This window comes from Ruminococcus flavefaciens (assembly GCF_900108555.1).
Classification (GTDB): Bacteria; Bacillota; Clostridia; order Oscillospirales; family Ruminococcaceae; genus Ruminococcus; species Ruminococcus flavefaciens_P.
On the sequence record NZ_FNWV01000002.1, the window covers coordinates 15,407 to 35,394 of the forward strand.

General features: G+C 45.7%; 22 protein-coding genes. 12 read left to right on the forward strand and 10 right to left on the reverse strand.

Annotated features, from left to right (window positions below; all coding sequences use genetic code 11):
- The first annotated feature begins 53 nt into the window (after window positions 1–53).
- From BLW60_RS03280 to BLW60_RS03295, 4 genes are all read left to right on the forward strand, one after another.
- Window positions 54–818, forward strand: coding sequence for an HAD family hydrolase (locus tag BLW60_RS03280; protein ID WP_081348105.1), 765 nt, complete (start codon window positions 54–56; stop codon window positions 816–818).
- A 16-nt stretch (window positions 819–834) separates the two neighbouring features.
- The gene (locus BLW60_RS03285; RefSeq protein WP_074714474.1) at window positions 835–1,161 is read left to right on the forward strand and encodes a DUF3784 domain-containing protein; all 327 of its coding nucleotides are present in this window, start codon (window positions 835–837) and stop codon (window positions 1,159–1,161) included.
- 286 nt (window positions 1,162–1,447) lie between these two features.
- Window positions 1,448–2,890 (forward strand): spore germination protein, encoded by a 1,443-nt coding sequence (locus tag BLW60_RS03290; protein ID WP_074714475.1) that lies wholly within the window; start codon window positions 1,448–1,450, stop codon window positions 2,888–2,890.
- The gene (locus tag BLW60_RS03295) at window positions 2,883–3,854 is read left to right on the forward strand and encodes a hypothetical protein (RefSeq protein WP_074714476.1); all 972 of its coding nucleotides are present in this window, start codon (window positions 2,883–2,885) and stop codon (window positions 3,852–3,854) included. The genes BLW60_RS03290 and BLW60_RS03295 overlap by 8 nt, the downstream gene beginning before the upstream one ends.
- 19 nt (window positions 3,855–3,873) lie before the next feature.
- On the opposite strand, the gene BLW60_RS03300 is transcribed toward BLW60_RS03295, so the two are convergent.
- Entirely contained in the window at window positions 3,874–4,335 is a 462-nt protein-coding gene (locus BLW60_RS03300; protein ID WP_074714477.1) for a nucleoside deaminase, read from the reverse strand.
- A 9-nt stretch (window positions 4,336–4,344) separates the two neighbouring features.
- Window positions 4,345–5,508 carry a CPBP family intramembrane glutamic endopeptidase gene (locus BLW60_RS03305; RefSeq protein ID WP_074714478.1) on the reverse strand — a complete coding sequence of 388 codons (1,164 nt, stop codon included), beginning with the start codon at window positions 5,506–5,508 and terminating at the stop codon, window positions 4,345–4,347.
- A 106-nt stretch (window positions 5,509–5,614) separates the two neighbouring features.
- Between BLW60_RS03305 and BLW60_RS03310 the strand changes: the two genes are divergently transcribed.
- Window positions 5,615–6,145 carry a Ger(x)C family spore germination protein gene (locus tag BLW60_RS03310; protein ID WP_074714479.1) on the forward strand — a complete coding sequence of 177 codons (531 nt, stop codon included), beginning with the start codon at window positions 5,615–5,617 and terminating at the stop codon, window positions 6,143–6,145.
- Here BLW60_RS03310 and BLW60_RS03315 read toward each other — a convergent pair.
- From BLW60_RS03315 to polA, 4 genes are all read right to left on the reverse strand, one after another.
- Window positions 6,142–6,333, reverse strand: a complete 192-nt coding sequence (locus BLW60_RS03315) for a DUF6472 family protein (RefSeq protein ID WP_074714480.1) — start codon at window positions 6,331–6,333, stop codon at window positions 6,142–6,144. The two genes, BLW60_RS03310 and BLW60_RS03315, sit on opposite strands and share 4 nt — an antisense overlap.
- A gap of 3 nt (window positions 6,334–6,336) precedes the next feature.
- Window positions 6,337–7,347, reverse strand: coding sequence for a tRNA (adenosine(37)-N6)-threonylcarbamoyltransferase complex transferase subunit TsaD (gene tsaD, locus BLW60_RS03320; protein WP_074714481.1), 1,011 nt, complete (start codon window positions 7,345–7,347; stop codon window positions 6,337–6,339).
- Between the two features lie 244 nt (window positions 7,348–7,591).
- On the reverse strand, window positions 7,592–8,041 hold the full coding sequence (gene rimI / locus BLW60_RS03325; protein WP_074714482.1) for a ribosomal protein S18-alanine N-acetyltransferase: 450 nt from the start codon (window positions 8,039–8,041) through the stop codon (window positions 7,592–7,594).
- A gap of 234 nt (window positions 8,042–8,275) precedes the next feature.
- Window positions 8,276–10,813 carry a DNA polymerase I gene (gene polA, locus BLW60_RS03330; RefSeq protein WP_074714483.1) on the reverse strand — a complete coding sequence of 846 codons (2,538 nt, stop codon included), beginning with the start codon at window positions 10,811–10,813 and terminating at the stop codon, window positions 8,276–8,278.
- Window positions 10,814–11,301: 488 nt separating this feature from the next.
- Between polA and BLW60_RS03335 the strand changes: the two genes are divergently transcribed.
- On the forward strand, window positions 11,302–13,119 hold the full coding sequence (locus tag BLW60_RS03335) for a phosphoenolpyruvate carboxykinase (GTP) (RefSeq protein WP_207645905.1): 1,818 nt from the start codon (window positions 11,302–11,304) through the stop codon (window positions 13,117–13,119).
- Between the two features lie 72 nt (window positions 13,120–13,191).
- Here BLW60_RS03335 and BLW60_RS03340 read toward each other — a convergent pair whose 3' ends face one another.
- On the reverse strand, window positions 13,192–13,695 hold the full coding sequence (locus BLW60_RS03340; protein WP_074714484.1) for a hypothetical protein: 504 nt from the start codon (window positions 13,693–13,695) through the stop codon (window positions 13,192–13,194).
- Between the two features lie 238 nt (window positions 13,696–13,933).
- Here BLW60_RS03340 and BLW60_RS03345 point away from each other — a divergent pair, with 238 nt between their 5' ends.
- Window positions 13,934–14,116 carry a hypothetical protein gene (locus BLW60_RS03345; RefSeq protein ID WP_074714485.1) on the forward strand — a complete coding sequence of 61 codons (183 nt, stop codon included), beginning with the start codon at window positions 13,934–13,936 and terminating at the stop codon, window positions 14,114–14,116.
- 39 nt (window positions 14,117–14,155) lie between these two features.
- Here the strand turns inward: BLW60_RS03345 and BLW60_RS03350 are convergent, their stop codons facing one another.
- The 3 genes from BLW60_RS03350 to rsmD are packed head-to-tail and all read right to left on the reverse strand — an operon-like array spanning window position 14,156 to window position 15,704.
- Complete coding sequence (locus BLW60_RS03350) at window positions 14,156–14,653, reverse strand: ATP synthase subunit B family protein (RefSeq protein WP_074714486.1); 498 nt, start codon at window positions 14,651–14,653, stop codon at window positions 14,156–14,158.
- A 5-nt stretch (window positions 14,654–14,658) separates the two neighbouring features.
- On the reverse strand, window positions 14,659–15,150 hold the full coding sequence (gene coaD / locus BLW60_RS03355) for a pantetheine-phosphate adenylyltransferase (RefSeq protein WP_028518567.1): 492 nt from the start codon (window positions 15,148–15,150) through the stop codon (window positions 14,659–14,661).
- Entirely contained in the window at window positions 15,147–15,704 is a 558-nt protein-coding gene (gene rsmD, locus BLW60_RS03360; RefSeq protein ID WP_074714487.1) for a 16S rRNA (guanine(966)-N(2))-methyltransferase RsmD, read from the reverse strand. Before rsmD ends, coaD begins: the two co-directional genes overlap by 4 nt.
- A 451-nt stretch (window positions 15,705–16,155) precedes the next feature.
- Here rsmD and BLW60_RS03365 point away from each other — a divergent pair, with 451 nt between their 5' ends.
- From BLW60_RS03365 to BLW60_RS03385, 5 genes are read left to right on the forward strand one after another with little or no spacing between them, the layout of a single operon-like run.
- The gene (locus BLW60_RS03365; RefSeq protein ID WP_074714488.1) at window positions 16,156–16,539 is read left to right on the forward strand and encodes a GntR family transcriptional regulator; all 384 of its coding nucleotides are present in this window, start codon (window positions 16,156–16,158) and stop codon (window positions 16,537–16,539) included.
- Entirely contained in the window at window positions 16,532–17,410 is an 879-nt protein-coding gene (locus tag BLW60_RS03370) for an ABC transporter ATP-binding protein (RefSeq protein ID WP_074714489.1), read from the forward strand. The genes BLW60_RS03365 and BLW60_RS03370 overlap by 8 nt, the downstream gene beginning before the upstream one ends.
- Complete coding sequence (locus BLW60_RS03375; protein WP_074714490.1) at window positions 17,411–18,178, forward strand: ABC-2 transporter permease; 768 nt, start codon at window positions 17,411–17,413, stop codon at window positions 18,176–18,178.
- Window positions 18,178–18,942: an ABC-2 transporter permease gene (locus tag BLW60_RS03380; RefSeq protein ID WP_074714491.1), complete on the forward strand. Its 765-nt coding sequence runs from the start codon at window positions 18,178–18,180 to the stop codon at window positions 18,940–18,942. The genes BLW60_RS03375 and BLW60_RS03380 overlap by 1 nt, the downstream gene beginning before the upstream one ends.
- On the forward strand, window positions 18,932–19,789 hold the full coding sequence (locus BLW60_RS03385) for a CPBP family intramembrane glutamic endopeptidase (RefSeq protein WP_074714492.1): 858 nt from the start codon (window positions 18,932–18,934) through the stop codon (window positions 19,787–19,789). The genes BLW60_RS03380 and BLW60_RS03385 overlap by 11 nt, the downstream gene beginning before the upstream one ends.
- The last annotated feature ends 199 nt before the right edge of the window (window positions 19,790–19,988 follow it).

Here is a 19,988-nt window from a genome sequence, read left to right on the forward strand (position 1 = left end):
AACGACATGGGGCGATGTGGGCATCGCCCCCTACTTTTTAACAGGTGAACTTTATGAAAAAGCTTATACTTACCGACCTTGACCACACATTACTGAAAACAGACGGAACTATTTCACACAGAACACTTGAAGTTTTGCGGAAGTGCAGAGAAAAAGGAGTCTTTTTTGCTATAGCAACAGCAAGATACTGGATAGGCGCGGAGCGGTATACAGAGCTTCTGAAGCCTGACTATGAGATCACTACAGACGGTACTCTGATACACTCGGGTGAGAGATGTATTTACAGCTGCGAACTTACGGCAGATGTGACTAATGGTATCGTAGAGGAGATTCTGAAAATTGTTCCGACAGCTGAGATAACTGTTGCCAACGGAAAGACGGTCTACTGGAACAGCAAGCATATCGCGGAGTCGAAAAAGCTTCACAAGGCTGTGTATTTCGAGTACGACAGACCTTTGCGGTGCAGTGGGAACAAGATAGTCGCGGAGCTGCCCGATGAGAGTATTGCACGGGATATCGCAGATAAGTTCGGCTGCAAGCTGCAATGCTACCGCGGCGAGAACTGGTACGGATTTCTGCCAAGCGGAGCAGGAAAGACAGCGGCTATCAATGCTCTTGCCGAGAAATGCGGCATATCGCTTGCTGAAACAGTTTCTTTCGGTGACGACAAGAACGATATTGATATGCTGAAAATGTGCGGTACTGGAGTTGCAGTTGCCAATGCAGTGCAGGAAGTGCTTGACATTGCCGATGAAGTAACGGCTTCAAATGACGAGGACGGAGTTGCACTTTGGCTGGAAAAGAATTTTTTAGCGTAGAAAGGAGCGTTTTATAATGGACAGAGTGGTCTGGCTCATGCTTACGATACCCATAGGCATATTTTTCATCTGTTTTGGAATATACGCATGGAAACGTAAAAAGCCAATGTGGTTCTGGTCGGGGAAAGAGGTCAAAGAAAGTGAGATCTCGGATATCCCAGCCTACAACAGAGCAAACGGTATCATGTGGCTTTGTTTTTCTGCAATTTTCTGGCTGGCTGCTGTTCTGGGAGCTCTGAACTCAGAGGCAGCAGGGATAGTGATCGTTATCGGTTCGGTTGCAGGTATACCTTTGCTGTACCTTGTTTATCGGAAGATTTATTCCAAATATAAAAGTAAATAAAAGATATCGCCTGCATTTGTGGATATTCACAGTGCAGGCGGTTTTGTTGTAGGTGCGTGTACATCGCCACATTTAGTCGTTCGATATTTCGGGGCGGATACTATCCGCCCCTACAAGCGGCGCAGCCGCTTTGCGGAACGCCGAGGGTAACTCCACACAGTGTGGGGAGATGTCGCAATACGACAAAGGGCGCGGTGCCTGTTGGGCAGCGTTCCCTACAAAAGGCTAACGGCTAAATGTGCATATTCGTGTAAGCCTTGCACATAATACCGCTGAGGTGAGATGTATGGAAAAAGGAGGACTGCTTCCGTCACTTGACGACAGCATCAAGGAGATACGCCGTATTTCGGGCGGCTCGTCGGACTTGCTCATAAATCGTTTCGTTACAGGCGGCATACACTGCGCACTGCTCTGCTGTGAGGGCATGGTGTCCACATCGGTCATAACCGAGCTCATATTCGAGCCAATAACCGATATACCGCAGCAAAAGGACTCCCACGGACTGTTCCACTATATAAACGAGCAGCTTCTGCTGTCCACGGACAGACCGCAGGTCAAAGACTATGATACCCTTTTTAAGCTTGTTAATTCGGGATTTGCGGTGCTTATCGCCGAGGGTGTTGACTTCGGACTTGCTTTCGGAGTGCAGGGCTATAATTCACGCGGAGTGCAGGAGCCATCAGGCGAGGGGAATATCATGGGAGCCCATGAGGGCTTCACGGAGACTATCCGCACAAATATGTCGCAGATACGGCGTAGACTGAAAAGTCCCGAGCTGGTCATGGAGCTGTTCACCAAAGGTGAAAAGAGCCGCACCGACCTTTGCTTCTGCTATATGAAAGACCGTGTGCCGAAATCGCTCATGGAAAAGGTCCGCCGCTCACTTGATGATGTTGAGCTCGAAGCCATACTGACAACGGGATATCTGCGCCCTTTTGTTGAAAACGGCAGCTTCGAGATATTCGACTCCACAGGTACTACCGAACGTCCCGATGTGCTGTGTTCAAAGCTTATCGAGGGCAGGGTAGCCCTGCTTGTGGACGGAGTCCCCTATGCAATAGTTATACCGCGGCTGTTCTGCGAGAGCTTTCAGACACTTGATGATTACGCCTATAAGCCGTACTACGCGGTATTTATCCGTTGGCTGAAATATGCGGCGTTTCTTGCGGCAGTACTGCTGCCGTCCTTTTATGTGGCGATAGTGATGTATCACCCCGAATTACTGAACAGTACGCTGTTCATGCTCCTTGTTGAAGCCGAGAAAAAAGCACCGCTGTCCATTTTGACAGAGACACTTTTCGTTCTGCTCATGTATGAGATAATAAGAGAGGCAGGAGTAAGGCTGCCTAAGCCCGTGGGCGGAGCAGTCAGCATAATAAGCGGACTTATCATCGGTGATGCGGCAGTTAATTCGGGACTTGTCAGCACTCCTCTGCTTACCATGACTGCACTTTCTGTGCTTGGCGGACTTGTAGTGCCCGAGTTTAATCCGCAGGTGACGGTGCTGAGGTTCATCTTTGTGATAGTCGGCGGAATACTGGGACTTTTCGGCATAAGTCTCCTTGCCTGTGCGGTGCTTGTGAATATATGTGCAACTGAGGATTACGGCTTCCCGTATACAGCTCCGCTGTCACCGTTCAAAAGAAAAGGCATGGGTGACACAGCTGTGCGTATGGGTATGAAGAAAATGCAAAGCCGCGGCTTTACTGTGGAGGAATACCATGAATAGCATCTCAAAAAGCCAGCTGGCTGCACTTCTGCTCATAGCGGATATGTTCGAGCTCTTCTGCTTCAGCGGCAATATGTCTCTTCAAACATTATACGGAGTTCTTGCAGGCATAGCCTTGCAGCTGCTTGCTGCACTGGTCCTTGCGGCAAAGGGGACGGAACTGAAAAAATGTGCTGCTGTTTTTTATCTGGCATATACGGTATTTTTCGGCGGCACACTGTTTTCTGCACTCTGGCGGACAAGCGGTGCTGTATATATACCGTCCGAAAGTGGCAGCGGAGTCAGTGGACGGCTTTTAACAGCAGGACTTATCGCGCTTGTGTGTCTTTACAGCTCGTCAACGGGGATAAAGCCTGTTGCGAGAGCCGCGGTGATCGCAGCAGCGGCAGGAATACTCTGTCTGGGGATAGATTTTATAAGTGCGGTATTAAATGCCGAATGGGGAAATATAACTGTTCCCGAAAAGAGAGGCTTATTTTACGAAATAGCAAGAGGAGCAGCTCTCAGCGGAAGCCTCGGAAGTCTTGTGGTACTTTCGGGAGCTGTAAAAGGGGAGCGTTCAAAGGCTTTTGTGTGGTATTTTGCTGCAAAAGCGATAGTATCGGCTGTATTGATACTGACTGTGCTTGCGGTGTCAGGCGGAATAATGTCCGTAACGCCTTTTCCTGTTATAACTGCGGCACAGCTCTCGCAGCCTTTTGACGCACAGCGCATAGACGCGCTGTTTCTTGTGATATTTGCGGTGTTTGCAGTCTTTTCTGCGGCATTGCAGGTAATGACAGGTGCATATCTCATCAAGCAGATTTTTCCGCGGTTTGTGCGGTGGAGGAGCAGCATGGTCATCGTGTTTATCATAGGTGCTGCACTGATGATATCGGGACGGGAGCTTCTTCCCGTACGCGCCTGCGCGGCAGCTGCCGCGCTGATCTTCGCGCCTCTTGGCGCGAAAAAATCCGCTGCATAAAGCAGCGGACAGGCGCGTATCAATTGCGTTTTTTTTTAATTCTGAGATGTCGGAAGAAATCCGAAAGGATATCGGCACATTCCTTTTCCATTATGCCCCCTGTGACTTCGGGGCGGTAATTGTACGGAAGCTCAAACATTTTCTGTACAGATACGGCAGAGCCGCTTTTAACATCGTATGCACCGAAGTAAACATTATCTATCCTTGAGTTGATGATAGCTCCGCAGCACATGGGACAGGGTTCGAGAGTAACGTAGATAGCACAGTCGGGGAGCCGCCAGCCGCCAAGCTTTTTGCAGGCAGCGTCGATAGCGATGATCTCCGCATGAGCAAGGGCGTTCTTTGCGGTCTCACGCATATTTCTGCCCTCGCCGACTATTTCTCCCGTAGTCTTTTTGACTACCACAGCTCCTACGGGGACTTCGCCCTCATCAAAAGCCATTTGAGCGAGTTCAAGTGCTCGCTGCATATATTTTTCCATTAGATCCACCTAAAAGAACATTTTTATAAGAGCCGCCAGCAGACAAAGGCATATGATAGCAGGCAGGGGGAAGCTCTTGCAGGCTATGGCAAGACGCTGAGTGACGGAATATTTTGACGTGAATTCAGCGATATGATGCTCATGCTTTTTGCGCTTGAAAAGATATATCAGCATGATGCCTGCTGCTCCTATAACGAATACAACGAGCATGAAGGTATTGCGCTTGAGGAATATCTTATCAGGAGAGCTGTCCTCCAGCAGTACAAGTGCGAGCCTGTACATCTTGAAGCATATCTGCACGAAAATGGCTGTTATGATAGTTCCGCTTCGGAGCATACCTACAGATGCTATTGCTGAGATGAGAATAGCGGCAGGAAGCTCGCGGAAATCCTGTACAAGAAGTCCCGACATAGCTGATGTTATAACGATAGCGAATATATCTCCGAATTGCCTCAGAGCGTTGAAAACAGCTCCGCGGAAGAAAAGTTCGTATATCACGGATATGATAACGATATCAAAGATGATATACACTATGAACTGGTTCTGGTTCCACACATTTACATCAGCGTTTATTGAGCGGAAATAGTTGAATACCAGCATCGTTCGGTTGGTGTAAATATTTGGCAGACAGCTTACCGTACTTACTGCCATTGTCATACAGATAGTACCCAGCATATCAGATGCGTGGTTAAGTGTGCTCATATATTCGAGCCGCGGCGGCATCCTGAGCTTTTTATGGATATACATTGCAGGGACAAATACTTTGACAAAGGATATGACGATAAGAGCAGTTATTACCTGTACGCTTCCGCCGTAAAGTCCTGAACTGAAAAAGGAAGTGTGCAGGTCAAAGCCGAGAAGATCAATAACCGATATGACGAGTTTACTGATGATATTATCTATAAGTATCCACATCAGCATAGCAATGCCGATGATGTTCATTACTCTGCCTATGCAGTCGCGCTCTGCTTTGGAAGCGGATCTGTTTTCAAATCCTTTTCCTTCAACAAAAACACTTTCCCTGCGGTCAAGTTCAAAATTGAAGGCATATGGATTATCTTTATCTTTTCGCCATTTTTTAAAATTATCGTTATAGGTCTGATTTTGTGTAGAATAGTCAAATTGATCGACAACACTTATTATGGTATTACCTGAGGTGTCAGTGAGTTTCATTGGCTCACCTCCTACAATTTCTCATTATAATAGTATCATATTTCAGCAGAGACAGTGTTGATATTTTAGATTGATAATTTAAACAATCTATGAATAAGGAGAGAAAATGAAGAAACCTATTTTGCTTTTGCCAGCGTTATTATTCGTTTTTTTAACAGGTTGTGCATCGGGGAAGATACACGAGAAGAGCTATCTCAGAGCAGCTGCTGTATCAGGAGAAAACGGACGGGATCTTGTGCTCGCTTTCTTTGACGATGATACAGCTGTCGAAGCGTCAGGCGGGGATATGCGTGACGCTTTGAAAGCTGCCGCATTTAAGACAGGAAAGCCTGTTTTTACGGGATATACCGAGCTTATAATAACAGACGGTTCAGAGAGCAGGGAAAGACTCGTTCATATACTGAACGATTGGAAAGTATCGCCGTCATGTCTGGTCGTATATTGTGGCAATGGTGGAGAACTGCTGAAAGAAAGGGATACTGAAAAACTTATCGGTGCTGCGAAGCAGGCTGTAGAGCAGGGGGATGCTCCCGAATGTGATATTATCACAGTACTTGGAAAGCTCTGCATCGGTCATACCGCTGAGATCGCCGAGCTGTATCCTGACGGCACAGCAGGCAGTCATATTATATATTAGTTCTGATGTCTTACTACGCCGTACTCATCATCGAGACGGTAGTAGGGACATGAGTAATTAGTGCCCTGTAAGAAGCGATACATCTCGTCCTCATCGAGATTTATCATACAAACGTAGCAGTCATAGTCATCATCGTAGACATAGTTTGTACAGGTCTCACAGTTGGTAGCTTTTTTCTTCTTTTCCATGTTTTATATATCCTCCATGGAAAGAGTAGCTATGGCATTGAGGCTTTCGTCTGCGGTTATTCCTGCAAGCAGGTTGTAGCTGCCCTGACAGGCTATCATCGCACCGTTATCGCCGCAGAGCTTTTTCTCGGGCATATAGAACTCAAAGCCACGTTCTGCACAGGCTTCCGACAGTGCTGCACGTACTCCCGTATTTGCGGAAACACCGCCGGCAAGAGCCACTTTTTTATATCCAAGGGCTTCTGCCGCATGGATAGTCTTGTCTGTGAGTATTTCGGAAATAGTCTTTTGCAGACTTGCGGCAAGGTCATCACGATTTATTTCCGTACCTTTCTGCTCAGCGTTGTGGAGCAGATTGATGACGTTTGTCTTTAGTCCCGAAAAGCTGAAATCAAACTCACTTCCAGCAACAGCAGGGTGAGGGAGTTTGAATGAAGCAGAGTCGCCGTTTTTTGCGGCGTTGTCTATGTGTACTCCGCCCGGATAAGGAAATCCCATAGCTCTTGCGCACTTATCGAAACATTCTCCTGCTGCATCATCGTGAGTCCTGCCGACTACGCGGAATTTGGTATAGCTGAGGACTTCAATGATGTGGCTGTGTCCGCCGCTTGCCACAAGGCAGAGATAAGGTGGTTCAAGGTCGGGGAATGTAAGATAATTCGTAGCGATATGACCTGCAATGTGATGCACGGGGATAAGCGGCTTTCCGCAGGACATAGCCAGAGCCTTTGCAAAGCTAACTCCCACAAGGAGTGCGCCTATAAGTCCGGGGGCATATGTAACTGCGATACCGTCAAGGTCGTCAAGACTGACATTTGCATCATCAAGAGACTTTCGGACCACTCCGAGGATATTCTCGCAGTGCCGTCGTGAGGCTATCTCGGGGACTACTCCGCCGTACTTCTTGTGCTCCTCTATCTGTGTGGATATGACAGAGGAGAGTATCTCGCGGCAGTCCCTGACTACGCTTGCGGCGGTCTCGTCGCAGGAGCTTTCAATTCCAAGTATAAGCATACTATATCTTCTTTCATTTATTAATACGGCATTTGCCGTTAAATATGTGCTTTTTGCGGAACGCCGAGGCAGCGTTCCCTGCATTGCGTCATTATAGTCCGTCAATGATCGTAAAACTCTAAATGACGTTCTGTAGTGGAGCCCGCCCTCGGGCTCCCGATCGCTGTAATATTGTCTTTTTTGCAAGACGTATGGAACCATATACGGAACGTCGAGGACGCCGTCCCCTGCTTAGCTCTTAGTTCTAAGCTCTGTTTAGCACCATAACGTCCGCGTCCTCAACGGGATCGTGGTAAAACCTTTTTCTTACGCCTGCCTTTACAAAGCCGAAGCTTTCGTACAAAGAGATCGCGGCGATATTTGAGCATCTCACCTCAAGGGCTATATTCTCAACATCTTCGGGGATCATAGCTAAAAAAGTTTCCATCAGCATACGTGCAACGCCCATGCGGCGGTATTCCGGAGCAGTAGCCACTGTGAGTATCTCGCCCGTATCTGCGGCAGTGAAGCCTGCTATAAGACCTGCAATGCAGTCGCCGTCATATGCGGCAAGTACAATGCCGCCCGACTTGGCAGCTTCCGAACGGAAGTCCTCGGCAGACCAGCCCTCCGAACCTACACACAGCTTGTCAAGAGCGGAAAGCTCATCGTAATTTAATTGAAAATTGAGAATTGAGAATTGAGAATTATTCATCGGTTCTCACCTTTTTATGTATATTCTTTATTGCGGACGAATAACATTCGTTCGGCAATATCTGAAAAATTACAAATGACCAATTGTAGGGGCTGCCTTTGGCGGCCCGTCTTAATTTCATAGGAACCTGCGGACGCCCAAAGGGCGCCCCTACAGCGAGTTTGCTATATTTGCATCGTGATCTGCGGACTGCCAAAGGCAGCCCCTACAGGCTAATGGCTAAAGGCTAAGGGCTCAGCTCTTGGCATCATACCATGAATGTCCCTGATGAACGTCGACTGCAAGCGGTACTCTCATATCGTAAACGCCCTGCATTTCCTCTTTGAGAAGCTCTGCACATTTATCCGCGCATGATATATCGGACTCGATGATAAGTTCATCGTGTACCTGCAATATGAGCTTCGCGTCAAGCTTTTCAGCTTTCAGGCGGTTGTATACGTTTATCATTGCTATTTTGATAAGGTCGGCGGCAGTTCCCTGCACGGGAGTGTTCATAGCTATGCGCTTGCCTGCTGCCTGCAGCATCTTATTTGACGATGAAAGCTCGGGGATACGTCGTTTTCTGCCGAACATAGTCGTTACATAGCCGTTCTTGAAGGCATCGTCAACGGTAGTTTCCATGAACTGGTTTACCTTAGGGTACTTCGCAAGGTAATCATTGATATATTTCTTTGCCTTTGCAACAGAAGTGCCGATATCCTTTGCAAGGGAGAAAGCTCCGATACCGTAGATGATACCGAAGTTTACTGCCTTTGCGGCACTTCTCATCTCGGGAGTCACCATGAACAGCGGCATATCGAAAACCTGCGCCGCAGTGGAGGTGTGTATATCCTCTCCCGAAGTAAATGCTTCGGTCATATTTTCATCGCCGCAGAGATGCGCCATTACTCTCAGCTCGATCTGGCTGTAGTCGGCATCAATGAGTGTCCTGCCCTCAGCGGCTGTGAAGAATTTTCTCATTTTCGCGCCAAGCTCGGTACGGACAGGGATATTCTGCATATTAGGCTCTGTTGAGCTTATACGTCCTGTACGTGTCTCGGTCTGTCTGAACCATGTGTGGATACGTCCGTCAGGAGCGACTTTGTCAAGAAGTCCTGCTACATAAGTGGAGTTGAGCTTTGTGTACTGACGGTATTTCAGCACATTGTCAACGATAGGAGCATAATTGCGCAGCTCTTCAAGCACTTCTGCATTTGTGGAGTATCCGCTCTTTGTCTTTTTCTTTGCAGGCAGTCCCATTTCCTCGAAAAGAACTGTTCCCAGCTGCTTCGGTGAGGAGATGTTGAACTCGTGACCTGCCTCGTCATATACCATCTGCTGAGTCTCTTCTATCATTTCCGACAGATATACTCCGAATTCTTTAACGCCCTGCTGGTCGATGAGTATGCCGCAGTCCTCCATAGAAGCAAGGACTTCCGTAAGGGGCAGCTCTACCTTTTCGAGAAGCTCTGTCATGCCCTCCTTATCTATCTCGGCGCGGAGCTTCTTTACAAGTCCGTTCAGCGAGAGAAGCTCGGCAAGGTCGCCGTTTTCGCTGTAGTAGTGAACGCCGTACTCGGCGCAGAGCTTGTCAACAGCGTAATCTGAAGCAGATGTATTCAGCAGATATCCGCAGATAGCTGCATCGTTCTTTATATTTTTCAGCTCGCCGCCGTGAGCCATAGCCCAGCGGTAGTGTGCTTTTGCATCATCGGTAGATTTATCACATTCCGAAGCGAAGAAAGCGGAAATAAGCTTTTCGTCCTCGGCAGTATATACATTGTCTCCGCTGCGTACAGATAGCTTATCATCGCGGAAAAGGTACTCACATTCGGTGAGCTTGGCAATGATATCCTCGGTGAGCTCGCTTACCTGCGCATTGATGACAGGTGCTTCCTCTGCCTTGACTTCGGGAGCGGAGTTAGTGCCCTCAGTAGCACTTATGCCCAGCTTGTCAAGGAGCTTGAACATCTCAAGGTCTGAAAGCATACGGCTCACAGCCGCTGTGTCGGTCTCGCCGATTTTGTAGCTTTCAAGGTCTGTATCTATGGGAGCGTCGCGGACTATAGTTGCCAGCCATTTGCTCTCCTTTGCGGAGTCAGCTCCTGCGGCAAGCTTTGCCTTTACGCCCTTTGTCAGAGATGAGTCCTCATATTTTTCGTAGAGAGTCTCAATGCAGCCGTATTCCTTTATAAGTGAGGAGGCTGTCTTTTCGCCTATGCCTGCAACTCCGGGGATATTGTCGGAGCTGTCGCCCATAAGTGCTTTCAGGTCAATGAGCTTTATAGGCTCGAAGCCGTAATCCTCGTTGAACTTTTCGGGAGTATAGTAAATATTCTCCTTATTTGTAGCGAGTATGACAGTGACCTTGTCATCTATGAGCTGCAAGCTGTCGCGGTCGCCTGTGAGTACATAGCATTCATTCCCACTGTCGGAGCAGAGCTTTGACAGTGTACCCAGTACGTCATCAGCCTCATAACCCTCACATTCCACTACCTTTACGCCCATAAGCCCGAGAAGCTCTTTTACTCTCGGCAGCTGCTCAGCAAGCTCGGGGGGCATACCCTTGCGGTTAGCCTTGTAGTAGGATACAGCCTTGTGTCGGAATGTGGGAGTGCGCAGATCAAAAGCAACAGCCACCGCATCAGGTCTTACATCGCTTATGTTGCGCATATATATATTCATAAAGCCGAATATGGCGTTGGTGAATTCACCTTTTTTGTTTGAAAGCAGCTTTATACCGTAAAATGCACGGTTAAGGATACTGTTTCCGTCTATAGCGAGAAGTTTCATGGCAAGCTCCTTTTTAAGCTGTCAGCCGTCATTTTTTTGACTAAGAGGATAAGACCGACAGTTCTATACATATAGCACTCTTTATTATATCACACATTTATAATTAAATCAATGACTATGAAAAAGATTTTGCATTTTTTTGCGAAAAATCGGAAAAGTGTGCAAAAATTGCTGTTGCAGAGCGGATATGAGACGGAGAAAGCGTATCAGCTGCCTGTAAAAACTGACAAAAATATAACAAAGTTCCTTTTTTTATATATCACAGCAACGGTTTGCCGCCGATTTCGGCTCTCAGAGCAAAAAATGCAATAACTTTAGGTAATATTGCTATTCTGAAAAAATACCGTCAAAATGTGGCTTATGTCTATTGACACATTGACAAAAAACAGATATAATAGTATTAGAGGAACGTTTGGTTTTTGCCAATCGTTCTGTTTTAGCGGTATGCGAACCGCTTATTTATGATAAACTTTAGGAGGTAATATACAATGTCACTGACAAAAAATCCCAATGTATTAAAGTGGGTTGACGAGATGGTTGCTCTCTGCCAGCCTGATAAGGTAGTTTGGATCGACGGCTCACAGGAGCAGATCGATGCTCTCATCGAAGAGGTCACTTCACTTCCTGATGACAGCTGGGACAAAATGTACAAGCTCAATCCTGAGAAGTACCCAAATTGTCTCTACCACAGAACACGCGCTAACGACGTTGCTCGTGTAGAGGACAGAACATTCATCTGCTCAAAGGAAAAGAAGGGTGCAGGTCCTACAAATAACTGGATGGCTCCTGATGAGATGAAGGCGCTCCTTACACCTATGTACAACGGAGTTATGAAGGGCAGAACAATGTATGTTATCCCTTATTCAATGGGACCTATCGGTTCACCTCTTGCTAAGGTAGGTGTTGAGGTTACTGATTCTATCTATGTTGTTCTCAACATGAACATAATGACAAGAATGGGTAAGCAGGCATTTGAGAACCTCGGCGATACTTCTGACGATTTCGTAAGAGGTCTCCACTCAAAGGCTGACGTTGATCCTGAGAAGAGATATATCGTTCAGTTCCCAGAAGAGAACACTATCTGGTCTATCAACTCTGCATACGGCGGAAACGTTCTCCTCGGCAAGAAGTGCTTCGCACTCCGTATTGCTTCATTCCAGGGTAAGAACGAGGCTTGGATGGCTGAGCATATGCTTATCCTCGGCGTTAAGAAGCCTAACGGCGATGTTAAGTACATCACAGCTGCATTCCCGTCAGCTTGCGGTAAGACAAACCTGGCTATGCTTATCCCACCAGAGGGATACAAGAAGGACGGCTATGAAGTATTCACAGTCGGCGACGATATCGCTTGGATGAAGCCGGGCAAGGACGGCAGACTCTACGCTATCAACCCTGAGAACGGCTTCTTCGGCGTTGCTCCGGGTACAAACGCTAAGTCTAACTACAATGCTCTTGCTTGTACAAAGAACGGTGCTATCTTCACAAACGTTGCTCTCGACAACAGCGACAACACAGTTTGGTGGGAGAAGCTCACCGAAAATCCGCCTAAGGATGCAACTGAGTGGACAGGTATCAAGTGCGACGGTGAAGCTTGGGTAGCTGAGGGCAAGAAGCTTGCTCATCCAAACTCAAGATTTACAGCTCCTGCTAAGAACTGCCCATGCATTTCTCCTGAGTTCAACAATCCTGAGGGCGTTCCGATCTCTGCTATCATCTTCGGCGGCAGAAGAGCTACAACTGCTCCTCTCGTATATCAGTCATTCGACTGGACACACGGTACATACCTCGGATCAGCTGTATCTTCTGAGACAACAGCTGCTGCTACAGGTGCTGTAGGCGTACTCCGTCACGATCCTATGGCTATGAAGCCATTCATCGGCTACAATGTTGGTGACTACTGGGCACACTGGCTCGAAATGGGCGCAAGACTCGGCAGCAAGGCTCCTAAGATCTTCAACGTTAACTGGTTCAGAACTGACGAAGAGGGCAACTTCCTCTGGCCGGGCTTCGGCGACAACATGAGAGTTCTCGACTGGATCATCAAGAGAGTTGAGGGCGAAGTTGACGCTGTTGAGACTCCTATCGGATACCTTCCAAAGGCTGAGGATATCAACCTCAAGGGCATCGAGGACGAAGTTCCTGCATCTGCTCTCCAGAAGCTCCTCACAGTAGATAAGGAAGAGTGGAAGAAGGAGATCGCTGAGATGAGAAGATACTATGACGAGGACATCAAGGCTAAGGGCGGTAATATCCCACAGGCACTTTACGATGAGCTCGACATGATCGAAGCAAATCTCAACAAGTAATCAAAGTGATAATAAAAAAGGCGTGATATTCTTATCACGCCTTTTTATTTTACAAATATAAACTGATTATAATCACCATATTTTTTTGTCAAGAAAAGAAGTGTTTTTCTCTTCGCTTTCATGTTTTTTCCATTCATTCTCCATTTCTTGAAAAAATCTGTCTAATGGCAGCTGACGCATATAATCTCTGCGCTTTTTCTTGGTTTCATAATTATTTTTTAGACGGCTATATTTTATCGCAACAAAAGGAAGCGCATATACACCGAAGCCTATCAAACATAACCACAAGCAAGTATGGAGATTTTTCTTGCATTGAACTAAGGCACATTCTTCATTAAATTGTTCTGTATCCCAGCGTCCAATAATTTCAAGGCGTTGTGTTTGAAGCGCTGTTAATTTTAAATTTTCTTGCTCAATTTCTGCTTTTCTGAGTTGCGCTTCATCAATAATACGTTTAGTCATACGAAAATCATCTAACATAATTTTGGTTCCGCAAAACTCACAGAAAGCATAATCGCGTTTAATGTCTTCGAGTGATAAATTTGCACCACACTTTGGACAAACACATGCTCTCATATCTTCACCATCCTTTACGGAATTATGCTATTTAGAGATAATATAGCATAAGGCTGTCGAAGTCATAGTTATTGTTGACAGATGTATTAGAAATTAAAAGATTTGAGGTTTTATCTTGTAATTATTATATCATATAGTGGTATATAATTGCAATAATAATACAATATAAAATTATTGCAAAATGGTTGTATAAAATCACTATAAAATATTAGATAATGATTATAAGGAGTGTGAGATCATGTTTAAACTGCAAAAAGGGTACGAGGAATACGTTACGAAAACATTCAGACTTCCAAAGGAGTTTGTCGATGAGCTTGAAAAACTTGCATTTGAAAACAACCTCTCGCTCAATCAGCTTGTAATACAGTGTCTGAAATATTCAATTGATAACCTTGATACATCGTCTGAGGAAAAATCATAAAAATAAAGCTCCCTTTACGGGAGCTTTAGTGTTTATAACTTACTGTAAGCCGTTCTTCTTGTCGATACCATTCATGCTGAGACCTGCTGAAACAGTGCTGCTGAGCTTGCTCTTTACAGTCTTTATGCTCTGGAGATTTCTTGAGTAGTAATTCTCGGTATCGTTGAGCATCTTAGCAACTGATGTAGCAGCGTTCTGCTGGAGGTTCTTTGCAGCTGTCTGTGCCTTTGTGAGCATATCCAGTGCCTTTTTCTTAGCCTCTGTAACGATAGCCTCGCGTGAAACTATCTGAGCAGCGCGCTCCTCAGCCTTGCGTATGATAGACTCGGCATTGAGCTTAGCCTCATTGAGTATACGCTGGCAGTCGAATTCGATCTTCTTAGCCTCTTTGAGTTCGTGAGGCATATTAAGGCGAACATCATTTATAAGCTCACGCATACGCTCGCCGTCGATCACTTTCTTATGTGATACGAATGGGACAGAGGACGCCTTGTCAAGAAGTTCGTCCATTTCTTCTAAAATCTCATCAATGCTCATAATGATTACCTCTCCTTAATAAGTCTTTGTTTTATATCTTCAAGTATATCCTCGGGAACAAAGTGGCTGATATCTCCGCCGAAATAAGCGATCTGTTTTACCAGACTCGAGCTGAGATACATATTCTCGGTAGCTGTGGTCAGGAACACTGTTTCAGCTCCTGCGTAAAGCTTTTTATTGGCAAGTGCCATCTGGAATTCGTATTCAAAGTCGCTGACAGCGCGGAGACCCTTTACGATAGCCACAGCACCTACATTTCTTACGTAATCCGCAAGAAGTCCGTCAAGTATATCTATTACTACGTTATCAAGGTCGCGTGTGACCTGTTCTATCATCAGCATACGCTCGGTAGCTGTAAAGCTTGGCTGTGCCTTGCCTGCATTTCGGGATATGAGGACTATTACCTTATCAAAAAGCTTGGAAGCTCTTGTTATGATATCAAGATGACCAAGTGTAACAGGGTCGAAGCTTCCCGGACAAACGGCTATTCTTCTCATTCTTCAGCCACCTCCTCGGACGGTTTGCAGAAAATAGAGACATTGATCTTGCCGTAGCGGTAGGTCTTTCTTAGAACTAATCCCTCGGGAGCCGCAGGCTCATCTGCTTCACATTCATACTCACATATAATAAGTCCTCCATCGCGGAGCTTTTTAGCCGCAAAGGGGAGTATATTTGCTATGTGGCTGTGTCTGTATGGCGGATCGAGGATAATTACATCAAAGGTCTGGGCGGTGAGCTTTATATAATCGTAGCTGTCGCGGTTGATGACCTCTGACTGCCGTTCAAAGCCTGTATTGCGCAGATTTTCATTTACGCATCTGATAGAGCGGAGTGAGCTGTCGATAAATACAGCGTGGTCAGCTCCGCGGCTGAGTGCTTCGATACCCATCTGACCGCTTCCTGCGAAGAGATCGAGTACACGCGCACCTTCCAGCTCAAACTGAACGGCGGAAAAAATACCTTCCTTGACCTTGTCGGCTGTAGGTCTTACATCAAGACCTTCGGGCGCAACAAGTTTACGGCCTCTTGCAATGCCTGTGATAACTCTCATGTTTTAGTGCTCCGAAGCCGCAGCGGTAAAACTGCGGTTTCCGCATTTACGGCATACGGATACCGAATTATATATACATCTTATTATATATTATTTTTTCCGTCTTGTCTATATTATTTTTTTAAAATAGGCAATTTTGACTAAAAAACGATGTTTTCATTTGTTTATCATATACACTTAGCCTTTAGCTTTAGCCTGTAGAGGCGGCGTTCAGCCGCCCGAAATGTTAGCGAGCCATGATCCTTTGATACTTGCGAGCAGATAATATTCTACCCTGCATCGGCGATATTACATAAATAATGTGAGCGCAGCGAACACATTAACTGTCAACTCTCAACTCTGAACTCTCAACTTTAAAAATTGCCCTGCATTTTTTCGGAAAGGGTATTGACAAGTGTGTATATAAATGATATAATGTGTATAACGTATATATACAATATTGAGGTGGACTATGGATATTATTATCAGCAATTCATCGGGTGAGCCCATATATCAGCAGATCTCCGACCAGATAAAGGGACTTATCCTTAACGGTACACTGAAAGCAGGGGACGCTCTGCCTTCTATGCGTACACTTGCACAGCAGCTCCGCATAAGTGTTATCACTACGAAACGCGCTTATGAGGATTTGGAACGTGACGGCTTCATCGAGTCGTACACAGGTAAGGGCAGCTTCGTCAAGGGGCAGAATACAGAGCTTCTGCGCGAGGAGTATCTCCGCCAGACAGAGGCTCTTCTCACACAGGTCTGCGATAAGGCAAGACAATGCGATATCGGTCTTGACGAACTGAAAGAAATGCTTGAACTAATTTACGGAGGGGCAGAAAATGAATGATTATGAAAATGCTATTGAGATCAAGGGGCTTACAAAGAGATATGACGGCTTTACTCTCGACAATGTGAGCTTCAACGTGCCTAAGGGCAGTATAATGGGATTTATAGGACAGAACGGCGCAGGCAAGACCACTACTATAAATGCGCTGCTCAACATAGTTAAAAAGGACGAGGGCGAGATACGTCTGCTCGGATATGACAGTGTAAAGGACGAATACGAGGCTAAAAAGCGGATAGCAGCCGTATTTGACGAGCTGCCCTTCGATGACAGAATGAACGCATTAGTTCTGGACAAGGTGCTCCGCGAGATATTCGAGGAGTGGAGCACGGATACATTTTTCGGCTATCTTGACCGCTTTGCACTGCCGAGAAAGAAGAAGTTCGGCAAGTTCTCGAAAGGTATGAAAATGAAGCTGCAAATAGCTTCCGCACTTTCTCACAATGCAAAGCTTCTCATAATGGACGAGGCTACCACAGGTCTTGATCCCGTTGTAAGAAACGAGATACTGGACATATTCCTCGAATACCTACAGAACGAGGATCACTCTATATTAATGTCATCACATATCACGTCCGACCTTGACAAAATAGCCGACAGCGTTACCTTTATCGACAAGGGCAAGCTGCTCATAAGCGGCTATAAGGACGATATCCTTGAAAGTCACGGCATACTCAAATGCACTAAGAACGACTACAAGGACATCGCTCCCGAGGACATCGTAAGTGCGAGATTATCCGATTTCGGTGCAGAGGTAATGGTTTCCGACAAGGCGGCTTGCAGCCGCAAATACTCTGGCGCGGTCATAGATAATGCGTCCCTTGAGGACATAATGCTTTACTATGTCAACCGCAGCAAAAAGGAGTGGAGATGAATGAAAGGTCTTATTTACCGTGAATTTTATCTTATGAGAAAGAATTTTGCTCTGACTTTGGCGGTGTTTTTGGGATTTCTGTTTATGATATCTCTTGTATTCATAAGCACCTATGCAGGCAATCTTGCAAAGGGCGAAGAAAATAATCAGATGATAGCTTCATTTTATCCGCAGGCTTACCTCTATACAGGCGCAATGGCTTTATTAGGCTTTTCAGCAGCTCAGAACGGCGTTGTGTATGACGATTACAAGTCACGCTGGAGACTATACACATATACACTTCCCGTTGACGAAAAGAAAATGGCTTCTTCTATGCTCGTATCACGCATCATACTGCTTGTTGTCAGCTTTTTATTTGCTGTTGTGGGAGAAGTGGTGCTGGGCTTGGCTGCCAAAAAGGGCGTAAGCCTGGAGCATATAAAGAATTTAGCTGTTATGGCGGCGATCGTATCGGTCACATTTATTACTCTGCCCTCAGCATTGCGACACAAGGAAGTTTCAAAGACAATAACAACATATATCGCATACGGAATTATCCCTTTTGCAGCTTTGGTATTCGGAATTGTAAAGTTTATCATATACTGCATCAAGGAAGCAGAGGTACGCTATCCCAACTTAAAGGGTGAGGAAGCAATAAGAAAGGTATCTGAGCCTTATCAGGAGAAGCTTGTGGAGATAGCTGCCATAGCTGCGCCTTTTATTATAGTTGGCAGTCTTGTGCTGTGCTATTTCCGTACCGTGAAGGAACTGGAAAGGAGGCGTTACTGATGACAGGTCTGCTTTATAAGGAACTGAAGCTCAACTCAAGGAAGCTCATATTAAACCTGTTGGGCGCAATGATATATCCGCTGCTTATTATATTTGTTATCAAGGTTTGCGATGCAGATGCAAAGAAGGGGGTTGATGATGAAATTAATCAGCAGATGCTGACAAATGTTATGAGCATAATATGGCTATCAGCCTGCTGTATTGCATATTTTTTCACAGCCGTAATACAGAACGGACTTATCCCACAGGACGAGCGCAAGAAATGGGCGTATTATGTCACATCTACGCCTACAGGCATAAAAGGCTTTGTTGGCGTAAAGTATCTTTGTTCCTTATTTATAGGAATGGTCACAGTTACAATACTTATGTTCATACAGAGCCTTGCTGCTGATATGGGCGCTCTGAAAGTTGACGCAACTACTATTATCGTTGGTGCATTCTATATGCAGATTTTCATGCGAGCCATAGAATTTCCGCTGATATTCCGTTTCAGCTCTAAGGTAGGATATATGGTCAAGTCGTGTATCGTTGTACTTATATGTATAGTGCTGTTTGTGTATTTTCTGTTTGGTGATACTTCCATGTTTGCGAATTTGGAAACATTCTGGGAAAGATTTTTCAAATTTGTAAATGATCCCGAACAGATGAAAAAGGTATATCTCTGGATAGGCATAATAGCTGTGGCTGTAATGCCGCTGTATTACCTGTCCTACAGACTTTCCGTAAAGTGGTATCTGAAAGGAGTTGAGAATTATGCAAAATAAGAAGATAGCTCTGCTCCGTATCGCTGTATATTTAGTTCTTGCATATCTGCCTGTGTATATTCTCGGCTTTGTCTTTTCGGACAAAAAGGGCGGACTTACAAGTGCTGTGGCAGGCATACTGCTCATGCTCTTTCCTGCCATAGCTGTAGTTATCACAAGAATTGTAACAAAAGAGGGCTTCCGTGACGCATTTCTCGGCTTCGGCAAAAGAAAAAGCGGAAAGTATTACGGAGCAGCCGTGATATATCCCATAGTTCTTCCGTTTGTCAGTGCTGTGATACTTCATCTGTTAATAGTGAAGAACGGCAGCATATGGGACAGCGGATTTTTCGCAGACAGCACCATGACCGCAGCAAATCTGTTGATAGCATTTGCGTCAGGTGTCGCAATGGCTTTGCACGGTCTCGGCGAGGAGCTGGGCTGGAGAGCCTATCTTACGCCAAAGCTTGAGGAGCTCATGCCTACATCTGCGGCGGTAGTGGTCACGGGTATCATATGGGCACTGTGGCACGGACCGCTTCTTGTTTACGGCTACGACTTCGGCAGGGACTATGATCTCTTCCCTTACGGCGGCTTTATGGCAATGATAGTGATGTGCATATTCATGTCGGCTTTCTACACATGGCTGACCAAGCGGACGAACTCGGTATATCCTGCGGCACTTTCCCACATGATACTTGATATGTTTCTGACTTCTGTATTCAGTATGTTCACCGTAAATGCTGACGGTAACAAATTCGAGTACAGGACAAATGAGTTCTGGATGATGATAATATCGGTATTTCCGATGATGATCATATGCGGTATCATCTGCATGGTGCTGATGTGCAGAAAGAAAAAAGCGTGATATAAATTACATAATGATATAGAAGTATAGCCCCGATGCACTTGAACTGCATTGGGGCGACATTTTTTTATGAGCAATAAATAATATTTATGTCACGTTTTTGCGCTGCTGTTCGTTTGTATATGGTGGATGAGGTGATACATTTTGCACGAAAATGTCAGCATTCTGCAAAAAATTGCATGAAATGACTTGCAATTGC